Origin of the sequence: Streptomyces sp. NPDC053542 (assembly GCF_044544685.1) — a bacterium.
Taxonomy (GTDB): domain Bacteria; phylum Actinomycetota; class Actinomycetes; order Streptomycetales; family Streptomycetaceae; genus Streptomyces.
Map to the genome: position 1 here is coordinate 567,151 of NZ_JBITXL010000005.1, position 14,545 is coordinate 581,695.

The window sequence follows — 14,545 nt, forward strand, 5'->3', positions numbered from 1 at the left end:
CGGGGAGCCGCACCCGGCGGCCGGGCCGCACCCCCACGACGAGGAACCGCCAAGTCGGCTACCCCCAGGGGAGCGCGCCCCGTACCGTGAAGTCATGACGAGCATCGGTGGTGCCGAGATGGTCGACTGGAATCTCGCGGTGACGACCGCGTCCCGCTTCGTACGGCCGGGCCCAGAGGTGAGCCGCGACGAGGCCCGCGCGGTCGTCGCCGAGCTGCGCAGGCACGCGAAGGCCGCCGAGGAGCACGTGCGCACGTTCACCCGCATGACCCCACCGGGGAGCGAGGGCGGCGCGGCGGCCCACGACACCCCCGTGCTGGTCGTCGACCGGCCCGGCTGGATCCGCGCCAACGTCGCCGGCTTCCGTGCCGTACTGAAGCCGCTGCTGGAGAAGATGCAGGAGCGCCGCTCCTCGCTCCCCGGCGGCGCGGTGATAGGCGCGGTCGGCGGCAAGGTGACCGGCGTCGAGCTGGGCATGCTGCTGTCCTTCCTGGCATCCCGCGTGCTCGGCCAGTACGAGACGTTCGCGCCGCCCACCCGGGACCTGCCCGCGGGCTCCCGCGGCGGCCGGCTGCTGCTCGTCGCGCCGAACATCGTCCACGTCGAGCGCGAGCTGGAGGTGGCGCCGCACGACTTCCGGCTCTGGGTCTGCCTGCACGAAGAGACGCACCGCACGCAGTTCACCGCGGTGCCCTGGCTGCGCGACCACATCGAGGGCGAGGTGCAGTCCTTCCTCGGCGAGACCGAGATCGACCCCGGCACGCTCCTCGAACGGCTGCGGGAGGCCGCCCAGTCGCTGACCGGGGCCAAGCCCGAGGGCGAGGCCGGCGAGGACGACGGCGGCCGCAGCCTCGTCGACCTCGTCCAGACCAAGGCGCAGCGCGAGATCCTCGGCCGGCTGACCGCCGTGATGTCCCTGCTGGAGGGGCACGCCGACTACGTCATGGACGGCGTCGGCCCGCAGGTCGTGCCCTCGGTGACGGAGATCCGCGAGAAGTTCCAGCAGCGCCGGGCGAGCGGCGCGGGCCGCCTGGATCAGGCGCTGCGCAAGCTCCTGGGCCTGGACGCCAAGCTGCGCCAGTACCGGGACGGCGAGCGCTTCGTACGGGCCGTCGTCGACGAGGTCGGCATGGACGGCTTCAACCGCGTATGGACCTCGCCGAACACCCTCCCGACCAAGCAGGAGATCGCCAAACCGGCGGACTGGGTCGCGCGGGTGCACCGCAAGGCGGATGGTGCGCCCTAGGAAGGCAGGGCGCCATGGACGCGCCGTAGGACAGGAGAACGCCCCCTCAATCACCCTTCTGAGGGACCGTGGCCCGGGGAGAGGCGTGCAATGCTCGGGTAACAGCTCATCTCTGTCACCATCGAGACACTCTGAGTGACCGCCCCGGGAATCGCCCGGCGATCCCCCCGGCGCTCGACCCCGAGATGCTCCCGGTGGGCCGGACGGCAGCCGCCGCCCGGCCCGAGGCTCCCCCAGCTGAACGATTGGAAACGGACATGGGTCCCCATCCAGCGGTCGCCGCAATACGCCTGGCGGTCCGCCGCGTACTCCACGACGTCCTCACGTCCCACAACCGGCGGTCCGGCCCCGAGGCCCCGCCGCCCCTCGTGCTCGCCGCCTGCTCCGGCGGCGCCGACTCCATGGCGCTCGCCTCGGCCCTCGCCTTCGAAGCCCCGCGCCTCGGCGTCCGCGCCGGCGGCGTCACGATCGACCACGGCCTCCAGGACGGCTCCGACACCCGGGCCGCCGAGGTCGTCCTCCGTATGCAGTCGCTCCGCCTGGACCCGGCCGAGGCCGTCGCCGTCGAGGTCGGCAGGGACGGCGGACCCGAAGCCGCCGCCCGCGACGCCCGGTACGCCGCGCTGGACGACGCCGCCCGGCGGCACGGCGCCGACGCGGTCCTCCTCGGCCACACCCGCGACGACCAGGCCGAGACCGTGCTCCTCGGCCTCGCCCGCGGCTCCGGCACCCGCTCGCTGTCCGGCATGGCCGCCGTCTCCGGCACCGACGGCCGCTACCGCCGCCCCTTCCTCGAGATCGACCGGCAGACCGCCCGCAAGGCGTGCCTGATCCAGTCGCTGCCCGTCTGGGACGACCCGCACAACACCGACCCCTCGTACACCCGTTCCCGGCTCCGCCACGAGGGTCTGCCGGCCCTGGAGAAGGCGCTCGGCAAGGGCGTCGTCGAGGCTCTCGCCCGTACGGCGCAGCTCTCCCGCGACGACGCCGACGCACTGGACTCCTGGGCCGTCGAGGCCGAGCGCGGTGTGGCCGATGCCACCGGTGCGCTGGACGTGGCCGCGCTGTACGCACTCCCTCCGGCGGTACGCCGCCGAGTGCTCCGCCGGGCCCTGCTGCGTGCGGGCTCACCTGCGGGTTCGCTCTTCGCCCGGCACATCGAGGAGGTCGACCGGCTGATCACCGCCTGGCGCGGCCAGGGAGCCATCGACCTCCCCGGGCTGGTGGGTGTGCGACGGCAGGGTGGCAAACTGGTCATCCGGCAGGGCTGAGCCGAGCGGGACCGCCGGGACGGCCGAGTCGATGACGGTCTTATGACACCGAACCGAGCGAAAGTGGCACGGGTGGACGACAAGGACATGGGTTCCGACCTTCAGTCGGTGCTCATCACCAAAGAAGAGATCGACGCGAAGCTGGCCGAGCTGGCCGCGAAGATCGACGCGGAGTACGCGGGCAAGGAGCTGCTCATCGTCGGCGTCCTGAAGGGCGCCGTGATGGTGATGGCGGACCTGGCACGTGCGCTGTCCACCCCCGTCACGATGGACTGGATGGCCGTGTCGTCGTACGGCGCGGGCACCCAGTCCTCCGGCGTGGTCCGCATCCTCAAGGACCTGGACACCGACATCAAGGGCAAGCACGTCCTGATCGTCGAGGACATCATCGACTCCGGCCTGACGCTGTCCTGGCTGCTGTCGAACCTCGGCTCGCGCGAGCCGGCCTCGCTGGAGGTCTGCACGCTGCTGCGCAAGCCGGAAGCGGCCAAGGTCGACATCGACGTGAAGTGGATCGGCTTCGACATCCCCAACGAATTCGTCGTGGGGTACGGCCTGGACTTCGCCGAGAAGTACCGCAACCTGCCGTTCGTCGGCACGCTCGCGCCGCACGTCTACGGCGGCTGACGCCGCTTCGGCGGTGCCGGACAGGGCCTGGAAAGTGCCTCTTGCCGGACGGCGGGAACCCTCAGCGGTCTCCCGCCGTTGGAGCAGGGAGGGCGGAATCCAAGTCGCATTGTTCCCCACGGGCAGCGGCGTCGGGTGACAATGCTGGGGTACCGTCCGAAGGTCAGTCTTTTTCGGGCCAGTAATACACCGTACGCACGACCAGACCTCCCCGAGGGCTGGAGTGCCTCACTGTGGCAGGAGGGACGGGGCCTTTAGGGCTCCGTATGGATGGACGTGAAGCGATACTTCCGTGGGCCGGTCATGTGGATCGTGCTGGCCGTCCTCGCCGTGGTCGTGTTGATGCAGGTCGTCAGTTCGTCCGGCGGCTACAAGACGGTGGACACCGGTCAGGTCGTCAAGGCGATCACGGACAACAAGGTGAAGTCCGCCGAGCTGACGACCGGCGACGAGATGAAGATCAAGGTCGAGCTCTCCGGCGGCAACAAGGTCGAGGGTTCCGACAAGATCCAGTCGAGTTACATCGGCGACCAGGGCGTGGACCTGGCCAAGACCCTGCAGTCCAAGTACCAGACGGGCGACATCAAGGACGGTTACACCGTCTCGCCGCAGAAGCAGAGCCCCTTCGTGGGCATGCTGCTCTCGCTGCTGCCGTTCGTCCTGATCGTCGTCGTGTTCCTGTTCCTGATGAATCAGATGCAGGGCGGCGGCTCCCGGGTCATGAACTTCGGCAAGTCCAAGGCCAAGCTCATCACCAAGGACACCCCCAAGACGACGTTCTCGGACGTCGCAGGGTCGGACGAGGCGGTCGAGGAGCTCCATGAGATCAAGGAGTTCCTGCAGGAGCCGGCGAAGTTCCAGGCCGTGGGCGCCAAGATTCCCAAGGGCGTACTGCTGTACGGCCCGCCCGGTACGGGCAAGACGCTCCTCGCGCGCGCCGTCGCGGGCGAGGCGGGCGTGCCCTTCTACTCGATCTCCGGCTCCGACTTCGTCGAGATGTTCGTGGGTGTCGGCGCCTCGCGCGTCCGTGACCTCTTCGAGCAGGCCAAGGCGAACGCCCCGGCGATCGTCTTCGTCGACGAGATCGACGCCGTCGGCCGGCACCGCGGTGCGGGCCTGGGCGGCGGTCACGACGAGCGCGAGCAGACGCTGAACCAGCTCCTCGTCGAGATGGACGGCTTCGACGTGAAGGGCGGCGTCATCCTGATCGCCGCCACGAACCGGCCGGACATCCTGGACCCGGCGCTGCTGCGCCCCGGCCGCTTCGACCGGCAGATCGCGGTCGACCGCCCGGACATGCAGGGCCGTCTGGAGATCCTCAAGGTCCACCAGAAGGGCAAGCCGGTCGCGCCCGACGTCGACCTCAGCGCCGTCGCCCGCCGTACGCCCGGCTTCACCGGCGCGGACCTGAGCAACGTCCTCAACGAGGCCGCGCTGCTCACCGCCCGCAGCGACAAGAAGCTGATCGACAACCACTTCCTGGACGAGGCGATCGACCGGGTCGTGGCGGGACCGCAGAAGCGGACCCGGATCATGTCGGACAAGGAAAAGAAGATCACCGCGTACCACGAGGGCGGACACGCCCTGGTCGCGGCGGCCTCACCGAACTCCGACCCGGTCCACAAGATCACGATCCTGTCCCGCGGCCGCGCGCTCGGCTACACGATGGTGCTCCCGGACGAGGACAAGTACTCCACCACGCGCAACGAGATGCTCGACCAGCTGGCATACATGCTGGGCGGCCGCGCGGCGGAGGAGCTGGTCTTCCACGACCCGACGACGGGCGCCGCGAACGACATCGAGAAGGCGACCGCCACGGCCCGCGCGATGGTCACGCAGTACGGCATGACCGAGCGGCTCGGCGCGATCAAGTTCGGCTCCGACAACTCCGAGCCCTTCCTGGGCCGCGAGATGTCCCACCAGCGCGACTACTCGGAAGAGGTCGCGGCCCTGGTGGACGAGGAGGTCAAGAAGCTGATCGAGACCGCGCACAACGAGGCGTGGGAGATCCTCGTCGAGAACCGCGACGTCCTCGACAACCTGGTCCTGGCCCTCCTGGAGAAGGAGACCCTGGGCAAGGAGGAGATCGCCGAGATCTTCAAGCACATCGTGAAGCGCCCGTCCCGCCCCGCGTGGACCGGCTCCTCGCGGCGTACGCCCTCCACCCGCCCGCCGGTGCTCGCGCCCAAGGAGCTGGCCGCGGCCAATGGCTCCGCCACCGCGACGCCCACCGTCTCCGCGGAGAAGGTGGAGCTCCCGGAGGACTCCGGCAGCAGCGAGGCGTGACCCGTCGGCCGCTCGCCACAGCGGCCCCGGAATGAATGCCGCGTCCCCCAGGTTCTAGCCTGGGGGACGCGGCATTCCGCGGTTCGTAGCGGGGTGAAACACGGAACGAGGCACGAGATGACCGACCCGGTGACGCTGGACGGCGAAGGCAAGATCGGCGAGTTCGACGAGAAGCGCGCCGAGAACGCCGTGCGCGAACTCTTGATCGCGGTCGGCGAGGACCCGGACCGTGAGGGCCTCCTCGAGACGCCGGCGCGGGTGGCGCGCGCGTACAGGGAAATATTCGGGGGCCTCTGGCAGAAGCCGGAGGACGTCCTCACGACGACCTTCGACCTCGGTCATGACGAGATGGTGCTGGTCAAGGACATCGAGGTGATGTCCTCCTGTGAGCACCATCTGGTGCCGTTCGTCGGTGTCGCGCACGTCGGCTACATCCCGTCCACCGACGGCAAGATCACCGGGCTGTCCAAGCTGGCCCGGCTGGTGGACGTCTTCGCCCGCCGCCCCCAGGTCCAGGAGCGGCTGACCACGCAGATCGCCGACTCCCTCATGGACATACTGGAGCCGCGCGGCGTGATCGTCGTGGTCGAGTGCGAGCACATGTGCATGACGATGCGCGGCGTACGGAAGCCGGGCGCGAAGACGACTACGTCGGCTGTGCGCGGGCAGCTGCGGGATGCGGCGACCCGCGCCGAGGCGATGAGCCTGATTCTGGCTCGGTAGGTCTGCCGGGTGCGGCGCCATTGCGCCTGCGGCGGGCCGATACCGCTGCGCGGGGCTTGACGTTACGGTGCCGGACCCCCACCCGCTCCGGCCCGTCCCCTCCCGTCGGTGGTGGGTGAAAAGACAGGCCGGTGCGGGTCACGTGCTCAGGCGGCCTGCCAGCCAGCTCAGGGCCGCCGGGATCTCCCGGCGCCAGGTGTTGAAGTTGTGGCCGCCGCTTTGCAGGACTATCGAGGAGATGCGGGTGGGGGACTTGGTGCCCTCTATGAAGCGCATCGTGTCGGCGTAGTTCGACTCGCCCTGGCGGCTGGTGGTGACCAGGAGATTCACCGGGGGCGGGGGCAGGTGGCGCTGGCGCCAGAGCAGGTCGTTCTCGCGCTGTAGCTGCGCGTTGCCGGCGAAGAGGTCGCCGGTGGTGGGGTCCAGGGGGGCCTTGTAGTAGCCGGAGAGGGCGGCGGCCGTCGAGTACGCCTCCGGGTGGCGCATGGTCATCTTCAGCGCGCAGTAGCCGCCCGTGGAGTCGCCCATCACGCCCCAGCTGCGGGCGGCCGTGCCGGTGCGGTAGTGCGCCGCGATGTCCGCCCGCAGCTCCTTGGTGAAGAACGTCTCGGTCTGTGGACCGCCCGGTATGTCCATGCATTCCGTGTCGCGCGGCGGCGCGACCGTCGGGCGGAGCATGACCAGGATGGTCGGCCGCATCCGGCCCTTCGCGACGAGCCGGCGCTCGGTCTGCGGGTAGTGCAGCTTGGTGTAGAGCGCCTCGGCCGTGCCCGGGTAGCCGGTGAGGACCACGGCCGCGGGAAAGCGCTGGTGGGCGTAGCGGGGCTGGAAGTACTCCGGCGGCAGGTAGACGTACGCGGGGCTGGTGATGCCGGTGGCCTCGCCCCGTATCAGGACCTTGTCCAGCCGGCCGGCGACGTCGGCGCGCCGCTTGTCGTGCGGCAGCCCGGTCCGCTCCACACCCTGCCGTTTCAGGTCGGTGCCGCCCGGGCCGGTCGTGTGGTCGACCACGACACCGGTCTGGTGTTCCTGGCCGAAGAGGTCGGCCCAGGACGCGTAGAAGCCGAAGGCGTTGTTGACGATGAGGCCGATCGAGGCGAAGAGGGACAACTGGGTCGCCAGCAGCAGGCCGATTCGGCCTGTCACCGCACGCCAGGTACGGTCTGCGAGGCGTGGCCACAGCAGCACGGTGGAGGCGAAGAGGGCCACCGCTACCAGCACGGTGAGCGCCAGCACGGTCTTACTGGTGAGGTCCATGTCCACTTCCTGCCGGGCGGCCGGCCGGTCCGGTCGTCTGAGGGAACCCCGGGCCCTGAAGTGCCGTCCTACAGCGCGAATTGTCCGCGTAGTGGCGACTTGATGCTCCGCGTTCTGAAGGTCAGGCGGCTTGAGGAGCGGGCGACGGGAAAGTGATGTCTGACAGGCTAGATGGCGAAAAGTCCGGAGTGGTTGCGTGGCGTCGCGCGCGCTGGGTGCGGGGTCCGCGCCCGGAGGCGGTGCCCACGGCGGTCGGTACGGCCTGCACGCTGATCGGTCTGCTGAACGTGGCCTCCGGTGTGTTCCCGCGCTTCCGGCACAGCCGCATGCACGCCATGGCGGAGGTGCTGCCCGGCGCGGTGAGCCCGCTGGCCGCGGCCGCCGCGATCGTGGTGGGCCTGCTGCTCCTGCTGCTGGCGCACGGCCTGAAGCGGCGCAAGCGGCGGGTGTGGATCGCCGCGGTGACGCTGCTCCCGGTGGGCGCGGCGGCGCAGTTCGCGTATCGCCACTCCGTGATCGGAGCGGTGCTCTCGCTGGCGCTGCTGGCCTATCTGGTGCGGCACCGCCGGGAGTTCGCGGCGCTGCCGGACCCGCGCAGCCGCTGGAAGGCGCTGCTGAACTTCCTCGTGCTGGGCGGCGTGAGCGTCGCTCTCGGCATGGTGATCGTCAATTCCCATCCGCACCGCACCGTCGGTGACCCGACGGTCTGGGCGGAGCTGCAGCACGTCGTGTGGGGCCTGTTCGGCTTCGAGGGGCCCGTGGCGTACACCCATCACGTCGACTACACGGTCGGTTACTCGCTCGGCGCGCTCGGCCTGCTGACCCTGGCGACCACCGCGTACCTCGCCTTCCGGCCCGAGCAGCCGGCCGCCCGGCTCACGCCGGAGGACGAGGACCGGCTGCGGGAGCTGCTGGCCCGGCACGGCAGCCGGGACTCCCTCGGCCACTTCGCGCTCCGCCGCGACAAGGGCGCGGTCTTCTCGCCCAGCGGCAAGGCGGCGGTCTGCTACCGCGTGGTCTCCGGGGTGATGCTGGCCAGCGGCGACCCCATCGGGGACGTCGAGGCGTGGCCGGGTGCGATCGAGCGCTTCATGGAAGAGGCGCGGGCGCACTCCTGGACGCCCGCGGTGATGGGCTGCTCCGAGACCGGCGGCGAGGTGTGGACCCGGGAGACCGGTCTGGACGCGCTGGAGCTGGGCGACGAGGCCATCGTGGACGTGGCGGACTTCACGCTCTCGGGGCGTGCGATGCGCAACGTACGGCAGATGGTCAAGCGCATCGAGCGCAACGGCTACGAGACCAAGGTGCGCCGGGTGGCCGAACTGTCCGCCGAGGAGATCGAGGCGGTCCAGCGGGCCGCCGACGGCTGGCGGGGCACGGACACCGAGCGCGGCTTCTCGATGGCGCTGGGCCGGATCGGCGATCCCCGGGACGGGGACGCGGTGATCGCCACGGCGCACCGCGCCCCCGAGGAGGGCGAGGTGCCGGGCCCGTACGGCGACCTGAAGGCCGTACTGCACTTCGTGCCGTGGGGCGCGGACGGCATGTCGCTGGACCTGATGCGGCGCGACCGCAGCGCCGATCCGGGGATGAACGAGCTGCTGATCGTGGCTGCTTTGCAGGCGGCCCCGAAGCTGGACGTGACCAGGGTCTCGCTGAATTTCGCGATGTTCCGCTCGGCGCTGGCCCGCGGCGAGAAGCTGGGCGCGGGGCCGGTGCTGCGTACGTGGCGGGGGCTGCTGGTGTTCCTCTCGCGCTGGTTCCAGATCGAATCGCTGTACAAGTTCAACGCCAAGTTCCAGCCCCGCTGGGAGCCGCGCTTCGTGGTCTTCCGGGCCACCCGCGATCTGCCGCGGATCGGCTTCGCGGCGATGCAGGCCGAGGGGTTCGTGCAGCTGGGGCTGCCCCGGCTGCTGCGCCGGCGGCGTCCGGAGCCGGTGGCGCGCCCGTGTGCGCACCGGGCCTCGGGGCTGTGCGGTACGTCGGTCGGGCGGGCCGCCTGAGAGCCCGAGGGGCGGGCGCGGTGGCGGCCGGGCCGGCGGGGGAGTCGGCGAACGGGTACGTACAGGGACGTACAGGTGTGCCCATACGTCCGCGTTCGCCCAGGTACGCGCGGTGCTGGGGGCGAGCGGCCCGGTCACAGCGCCTAGGCTGGATGTATGAGTACTTTGCGTGGCCGGGTGGCCGGTCTTCCCGAGTGGGACCGGTGCGCGGTCATGGGCGTGGTCAACGTGACCCCCGACTCGTTCTCCGACGGCGGCGACTGGTTCGACACCGAGCTCGCGGTCAAGCACGGCCTGGACCTGGTGGCCCAGGGGGCCGACCTGGTGGACGTGGGCGGCGAGTCGACCCGGCCCGGTGCCGCGCGGGTGGACGAGGCCGAGGAGCTGCGCCGCGTCATCCCGGTCGTACGGGAGCTGGCGGCGGCCGGCGTGGTGATCTCCGTGGACACGATGCGGGCCTCCGTCGCCGAGCAGTCGCTGCAGGCGGGCGCGCATCTGGTGAACGACGTGAGTGCGGGGGCCGCCGACCCGGCGATGATCCCGGTGGTGGCCGCGGCGCACGCGCCGTTCGTGGTGATGCACTGGCGCGGCCAGTCCGTCGACATGAACGACCGGGCGGTCTACCGCGATGTCGTCGGCGAGGTCGTGGCCGAGCTGCGGGTCTCGATGGACCGTGCGGTCGCCGGGGGCATCGACCCGGAGCGCATCGTGATCGACCCGGGCCTGGGCTTCGCCAAGCAGGCCGATCACGACCTGGAGCTGGTCGCGGGCCTGGAGCGGCTGCACGAGCTGGGCCGGCCGCTGCTGGTGGCCGCCTCCCGGAAGCGGTTCCTGGGCCGGGTGCTGGCCGGTGCCGGCGCCTCCGCCTCGGTGCCGCCGGCGCGGGAGCGGGACGCGGCGACGGCGGCGGTCACCGCCCTGTCGGCGCGCGAGGGCGCCTGGGCGGTCCGCGTGCATGAAGTGCGGGCCAGCGCCGACGCCGTACGGGTCGCGCGCGCCGTGGAGGCCGCCGGTTCCGCCGCGGCCCGGCGCACGGCGTAGAACGGGGCCCGGCAGGGCACAGGGCAGCCAGGTGGCGCGCGGTGTCTCCGGTAACGGGGTCGCTGGGCGCGGGGCCCGTATGCGTGCACGTACCTGTGCACGCCCAAAAGAACGCGAAGTACGCACGAGGACCATGACGGGAGCGGTGTGAGCGGTTTGAGCCCACGTACGGACATCGAGCTGGTGGAGCAGGCCAATACCGCGTTCTACGAGGCCATCGAGCGCGGGGATCACGAGGCGATGTCCGAGCTGTGGCTGGACGGCCAGGTGAGCGTGGTGCACCCTGGCTGGCCGGTGCTGCGCGGCCGCAGCGAGGTGCTGCGCTCCTATGCGCTGATCATGGCGAACACCGAGTACATCCAGTTCTTCCTCACCGATGTGGAGATCGACGTGGTGGCCGACACCGCGCTGGTGACCTGCACGGAGAACATCCTCAGCGGCGGCCCGGCCGAGGAGGACGGCTCGGTGGGCCCGCTGATCGGCCAGCTGGTCGTGGCGACGAACGTCTTCCGGCGCACGGAGGACGGCTGGCGGGTGTGGTCGCACCACGGGTCGCCGGTGCTCGCCGACCGGGACGACGAGGACGACGAGGACGGCCCGGAGGACGAGGACGACGGCGTGGGCGGGCTGCCGGGCGGCCTGTGAGGCACGTCTCGGCGGCTGCGAGTCCGCCTGCTGAGACTGCTGAACGGCCGCGTGCACCGCGCTGACGTGGCCGGATACCGTGTCCGGGGTCAGCGGTCAGGGTCAGCGGGGTGACCGAGGGCGCACTCGTTCGAGCCAAGTCGGGTCGGGGTAGGGGTGGAGCGAGGGGCCGCGGGGTAAATGGCCGCGCGGACGGGGACTCGGCTGTGCGGCAGCTGTGCGGGGTGCCGTCCACGGCCCCCGTGGGCGAGCACTGTCAGTGCTCGCAGGTAAATTCGATGACCGGGTGGTGTTCCGGACGGTGTCCGGTGCGTGCCCGGTAATCCGACGATCAGTGGTACCAGTGGGAGTGATTCGCGTGGACCGTGTCGCGCTGCGCGGGCTGAAGGCCCGGGGACACCACGGCGTGTTCGCCCAGGAACGCGAGGCGGGCCAGGCGTTCGTCGTGGACCTGGTCCTGGGCCTGGACACCCGGCCGGCGGCGGCGACCGACGACCTCGCGAAGACCGTGCACTACGGAGTCGTGGCGGAGGAGGTCGTGGCGATCGTCGAGGGCGAGCCGGTCGACCTCATCGAGACGCTCGCGGAGCGGATCGCCGCCCAATGCCTGAAGCACGAGGGGGTGGAGGAGGTCGAGGTCGTCGTTCACAAGCCCGATGCCCCGATCACGGTCCCCTTTGACGACGTGACCATCACCATCACCCGGAGCCGAGTATGACCAGCAGTGACCCGACCGTACAGCCGGTGCCCGCCTCCGTGGTGGAGCAGGTTGACGCGGCGGACGTGACGCTCACCAACCCCAAACGCGCGGTGATCTCCCTGGGGAGCAATCTGGGCAACCGCCTGGAGACGCTGCAGGGCGCCATCGACGCGCTGGAGGACACCCCCGGCGTGCGGGTGAAGGCCGTCTCGCCGGTGTACGAGACCGAGCCGTGGGGCGTGGAGCCGGGCTCCCAGCCGACGTACTTCAACGCCGTGGTCCTCCTGAAGACCACGCTGCCGCCGTCCTCGCTCCTGGAGCGCGGCCACGCCATCGAGGAGGCGTTCGAGCGGGTGCGCGACGAGCGCTGGGGTCCGCGCACGATCGACGTCGACATCGTCGCGTACCAGGACGTCGTCTCCGAGGACCCGGTGCTGACCCTGCCGCACCCGCGCGCCCACGAGCGCGCCTTCGTCCTCGTGCCGTGGCACGACGTCGACCCCGAGGCCAAGGTCCCCGGGCACGGCCCGGTGGCCGAGCTGCTGGCGACGCTGGGCCGGAGCGGCATTTCTCCGCGCGCCGACCTGGAACTGCGACTGCCGGAGTGATCGTTGTCCCTACGGCTCTCCGGGGGCCGGTGCAGGGATCATGATGGTGTCCGGTGGACATGACGGCCGGCGCGCCCGCGCGGGCGCGTGGCCAGAACGGTGTGAGGGGCGAAGAGCTCGGTGAAGCAGCTACGGATCAAGGTGCTGGTCGGGCTGTTCGTGGTGGCAGGCGTGCTGGCCTGGGCCGGCGCCCGGCTGTGGGACGCGCTCGGCTCGCTGCCCAGCGTGCCGCTGGCGGCCCCGATCGTGCTGGCGCTGATCGCGGCCGTGCTGGCGGCGACGGCCCTGTCGCTGCGCAGCCGGCTGAAGGCCCAGCGTGAGCGGGTGCCCGGCGCGAAGGGCGTCGAGCCGATGATGGCGGCGCGGGCCGTGCTGTTCGGCCAGGCGAGCGCGCTGGTCGCCGCGGTCGTGAGCGGCCTGTACGGCGGCGTCGCGGTCTTTCTGCTGACTTCGGGCTCCGCGGCCCAGGGCCGTGGGGACCAGACGGTGTACGCGGGCCTGGCGGTCCTCGCCGGCCTGGCGGTGGTGGCCGCCGCCGTCTTCCTGGAGCGCGTCTGCAAGCTCCCGGACGATGACGACGAGGCGGGTGCGGCGGCCGCGTAGGGGGCTGCCTTGCCCTGAGAGCCCGCGGGCCCCTTTCGAGTGCACTCGGGGCTGCTCGGGTGCGTCGGCGGCTTCCCCCGGGTAACCCCCGAGGTGGGGGAGTGGCGAGCTGCACCTGTAAGCGCAGCGCCCGCCCCGCCCCCTGCTTCCCGCCCCGCCCGCTCCTTCCCGCGCCCCGTTTGCGCGCCGCCCCTTTGCCCGGTCCGCCCGCCTTCTTCGCGTCGCGGCCTCACGCGTCCAGTACCGACTCCAGGGCCACCTCCGCGCGGGAGATCTTTGCCGCGTCCGCCGTGGTCGAGCGGCGCAGGGCTTCGTGGAGGCGGCCCGGGGTGAGGACGCCGAGGAAGCGGTCGCCGTCCAGTACGGCGATCCAGCCCGCGTCGTGCTGCAGCATCGTGCTGAACGCCTGCTTCAGGGGCGCCCCGACCGGCAGCCACGCCTCCATGCGCCGCGCGTGCTCCCGGACCGTGCCCTCCTTCGCGAGCGCGAGGGTGTCCGCCGCGACCCAGCCGTGCAGCCGGTCCTCGTGATCCACTACGACCGCCCAGCGGGCGCCGTCCGCCGTCATCCCGGCCAGCGCGCGCCCCACGGGGTCGTCGAGGTGAAGGACCGGCGGCTGTTCGAGGTCGCCGGTCTCGATGGGGGTGACGGACAGCCGCTTCAGCCCCCGGTCGGCGCCCACGAACTCCGCTACGTACGGTGTCGCGGGCGCGCCCAGGACCGTCGCGGGAGTGTCGAACTGTTCGACGCGTCCGGCCCCGTAGACGGCGATGCGGTCGCCGAGCCGTACCGCTTCCTCGATGTCGTGCGTCACGAAGAGGACGGTCTTGCGGAGCGAGGACTGCAGGCGCAGGAACTCCGTCTGCAGGTGCTCGCGGACGACCGGGTCGACGGCGCCGAACGGCTCGTCCATCAGCAGCACGGGCGGATCGGCGGCGAGGGCGCGGGCCACGCCGACGCGCTGGCGCTGGCCGCCGGAGAGCTGTTCCGGGTACCGGTCGCCGTACACGGACGGGTCCAGGCCGACCAGGTCGAGGAGTTCGGCGGCCCGGGCGCGGGCCTGCTTGCGGGGGCGGCCGAGCAGATGCGGGACCGTGGCGGTGTTGTCCAGCACGGTCTTGTGCGGGAACAGCCCGATCTGCTGGATGACGTATCCGATGCGCCGGCGGAGCTCGACCGGGTCGACGGTGGAGACGTCGGCGCCGTCGAGGAAGATGCGGCCGTCGCTGGGCTCGATGAGGCGGTTGACCATCTTCATGGTCGTGGTCTTGCCGCAGCCCGACGGGCCGACGAGCGTGACGAGCTCGCCCTCAGCGACCTCGAACGAGAGGTCGTCGACGGCCGTGGTGCCGTCCGCGTAGCGCTTGGTGACGTGCTCGAAACGGATCATGCTTCCCCATTGTCGTCGGTCCGCCCGGGGCGGGATGAACGGGATGTTGCGAGTGAATGGCGGTCCGGTCCGATTGTCAGTGGCGGGGGATAAGGTCGCAGACAGTCACCGGATTTGTGAACGAGCGGACGGGGGAGGTGACGTG

General features: G+C 71.2%; 13 protein-coding genes. 11 read left to right on the plus strand and 2 right to left on the minus strand.

Annotated elements, in window-relative coordinates; all coding sequences use genetic code 11:
* Positions 1–94: 94 nt before the first annotated feature.
* The 5 genes from ACIGXO_RS17515 to folE all read left to right on the plus strand — a co-directional run bounded on the left by ACIGXO_RS17515 (position 95) and on the right by folE (position 6,153).
* Positions 95–1,246 (plus strand): zinc-dependent metalloprotease, encoded by a 1,152-nt coding sequence (locus tag ACIGXO_RS17515; protein WP_399786909.1) that lies wholly within the window; start codon positions 95–97, stop codon positions 1,244–1,246.
* 257 nt (positions 1,247–1,503) lie between these two features.
* Positions 1,504–2,517, plus strand: coding sequence for a tRNA lysidine(34) synthetase TilS (tilS, locus tag ACIGXO_RS17520; protein WP_399786912.1), 1,014 nt, complete (start codon positions 1,504–1,506; stop codon positions 2,515–2,517).
* Positions 2,518–2,604: 87 nt separating this feature from the next.
* The gene (hpt, locus tag ACIGXO_RS17525; RefSeq protein WP_031058519.1) at positions 2,605–3,144 is read left to right on the plus strand and encodes a hypoxanthine phosphoribosyltransferase; all 540 of its coding nucleotides are present in this window, start codon (positions 2,605–2,607) and stop codon (positions 3,142–3,144) included.
* Positions 3,145–3,414: 270 nt separating this feature from the next.
* On the plus strand, positions 3,415–5,430 hold the full coding sequence (gene ftsH, locus ACIGXO_RS17530; protein ID WP_399786916.1) for an ATP-dependent zinc metalloprotease FtsH: 2,016 nt from the start codon (positions 3,415–3,417) through the stop codon (positions 5,428–5,430).
* A 117-nt stretch (positions 5,431–5,547) separates the two neighbouring features.
* Positions 5,548–6,153 carry a GTP cyclohydrolase I FolE gene (folE, locus tag ACIGXO_RS17535; RefSeq protein ID WP_399786919.1) on the plus strand — a complete coding sequence of 202 codons (606 nt, stop codon included), beginning with the start codon at positions 5,548–5,550 and terminating at the stop codon, positions 6,151–6,153.
* A gap of 138 nt (positions 6,154–6,291) precedes the next feature.
* Here folE and ACIGXO_RS17540 read toward each other — a convergent pair whose 3' ends face one another.
* Positions 6,292–7,410 (minus strand): alpha/beta hydrolase, encoded by a 1,119-nt coding sequence (locus ACIGXO_RS17540; RefSeq protein WP_399786922.1) that lies wholly within the window; start codon positions 7,408–7,410, stop codon positions 6,292–6,294.
* A gap of 155 nt (positions 7,411–7,565) precedes the next feature.
* Between ACIGXO_RS17540 and ACIGXO_RS17545 the strand changes: the two genes are divergently transcribed.
* From ACIGXO_RS17545 to ACIGXO_RS17570, 6 genes are all read left to right on the plus strand, one after another.
* The gene (locus ACIGXO_RS17545) at positions 7,566–9,413 is read left to right on the plus strand and encodes a phosphatidylglycerol lysyltransferase domain-containing protein (protein ID WP_399786925.1); all 1,848 of its coding nucleotides are present in this window, start codon (positions 7,566–7,568) and stop codon (positions 9,411–9,413) included.
* A gap of 156 nt (positions 9,414–9,569) precedes the next feature.
* Positions 9,570–10,454, plus strand: a complete 885-nt coding sequence (gene folP, locus ACIGXO_RS17550; RefSeq protein WP_399786928.1) for a dihydropteroate synthase — start codon at positions 9,570–9,572, stop codon at positions 10,452–10,454.
* 156 nt (positions 10,455–10,610) lie between these two features.
* A complete protein-coding gene (locus tag ACIGXO_RS17555) occupies positions 10,611–11,099 on the plus strand; it encodes a nuclear transport factor 2 family protein (RefSeq protein ID WP_030260354.1) in 489 nt (162 codons plus the stop codon).
* Between the two features lie 358 nt (positions 11,100–11,457).
* Positions 11,458–11,817 carry a dihydroneopterin aldolase gene (folB, locus tag ACIGXO_RS17560; RefSeq protein ID WP_351592742.1) on the plus strand — a complete coding sequence of 120 codons (360 nt, stop codon included), beginning with the start codon at positions 11,458–11,460 and terminating at the stop codon, positions 11,815–11,817.
* Positions 11,814–12,407, plus strand: a complete 594-nt coding sequence (gene folK / locus ACIGXO_RS17565) for a 2-amino-4-hydroxy-6-hydroxymethyldihydropteridine diphosphokinase (protein ID WP_399786931.1) — start codon at positions 11,814–11,816, stop codon at positions 12,405–12,407. Before folB ends, folK begins: the two co-directional genes overlap by 4 nt.
* Before the next feature lie 120 nt (positions 12,408–12,527).
* Complete coding sequence (locus ACIGXO_RS17570; protein WP_351592746.1) at positions 12,528–13,010, plus strand: DUF3180 domain-containing protein; 483 nt, start codon at positions 12,528–12,530, stop codon at positions 13,008–13,010.
* Between the two features lie 229 nt (positions 13,011–13,239).
* Here the strand turns inward: ACIGXO_RS17570 and ACIGXO_RS17575 are convergent, their stop codons facing one another.
* A complete protein-coding gene (locus tag ACIGXO_RS17575) occupies positions 13,240–14,400 on the minus strand; it encodes an ABC transporter ATP-binding protein (RefSeq protein WP_399786935.1) in 1,161 nt (386 codons plus the stop codon).
* Positions 14,401–14,545 lie beyond the last annotated feature (145 nt).

Bases quoted from the DNA above. Each gene is read 5' to 3' on its own strand.
- folE (WP_399786919.1), top strand. From the start codon at position 5,548: ATGACCGACCCGGTGACGCTGGACGGCGAAGGCAAGATCGGCGAGTTC.
- ACIGXO_RS17545 (WP_399786925.1), top strand. From the start codon at position 7,566: ATGTCTGACAGGCTAGATGGCGAAAAGTCCGGAGTGGTTGCGTGGCGT.
- tilS (WP_399786912.1), top strand. From the start codon at position 1,504: ATGGGTCCCCATCCAGCGGTCGCCGCAATACGCCTGGCGGTCCGCCGC.
- folK (WP_399786931.1), top strand. From the start codon at position 11,814: ATGACCAGCAGTGACCCGACCGTACAGCCGGTGCCCGCCTCCGTGGTG.
- hpt (WP_031058519.1), top strand. From the start codon at position 2,605: ATGGGTTCCGACCTTCAGTCGGTGCTCATCACCAAAGAAGAGATCGAC.
- ACIGXO_RS17540 (WP_399786922.1), bottom strand. From the start codon at position 7,410: ATGGACCTCACCAGTAAGACCGTGCTGGCGCTCACCGTGCTGGTAGCG.
- ftsH (WP_399786916.1), top strand. From the start codon at position 3,415: ATGGACGTGAAGCGATACTTCCGTGGGCCGGTCATGTGGATCGTGCTG.
- ACIGXO_RS17575 (WP_399786935.1), bottom strand. From the start codon at position 14,400: ATGATCCGTTTCGAGCACGTCACCAAGCGCTACGCGGACGGCACCACG.
- ACIGXO_RS17515 (WP_399786909.1), top strand. From the start codon at position 95: ATGACGAGCATCGGTGGTGCCGAGATGGTCGACTGGAATCTCGCGGTG.
- folP (WP_399786928.1), top strand. From the start codon at position 9,570: ATGAGTACTTTGCGTGGCCGGGTGGCCGGTCTTCCCGAGTGGGACCGG.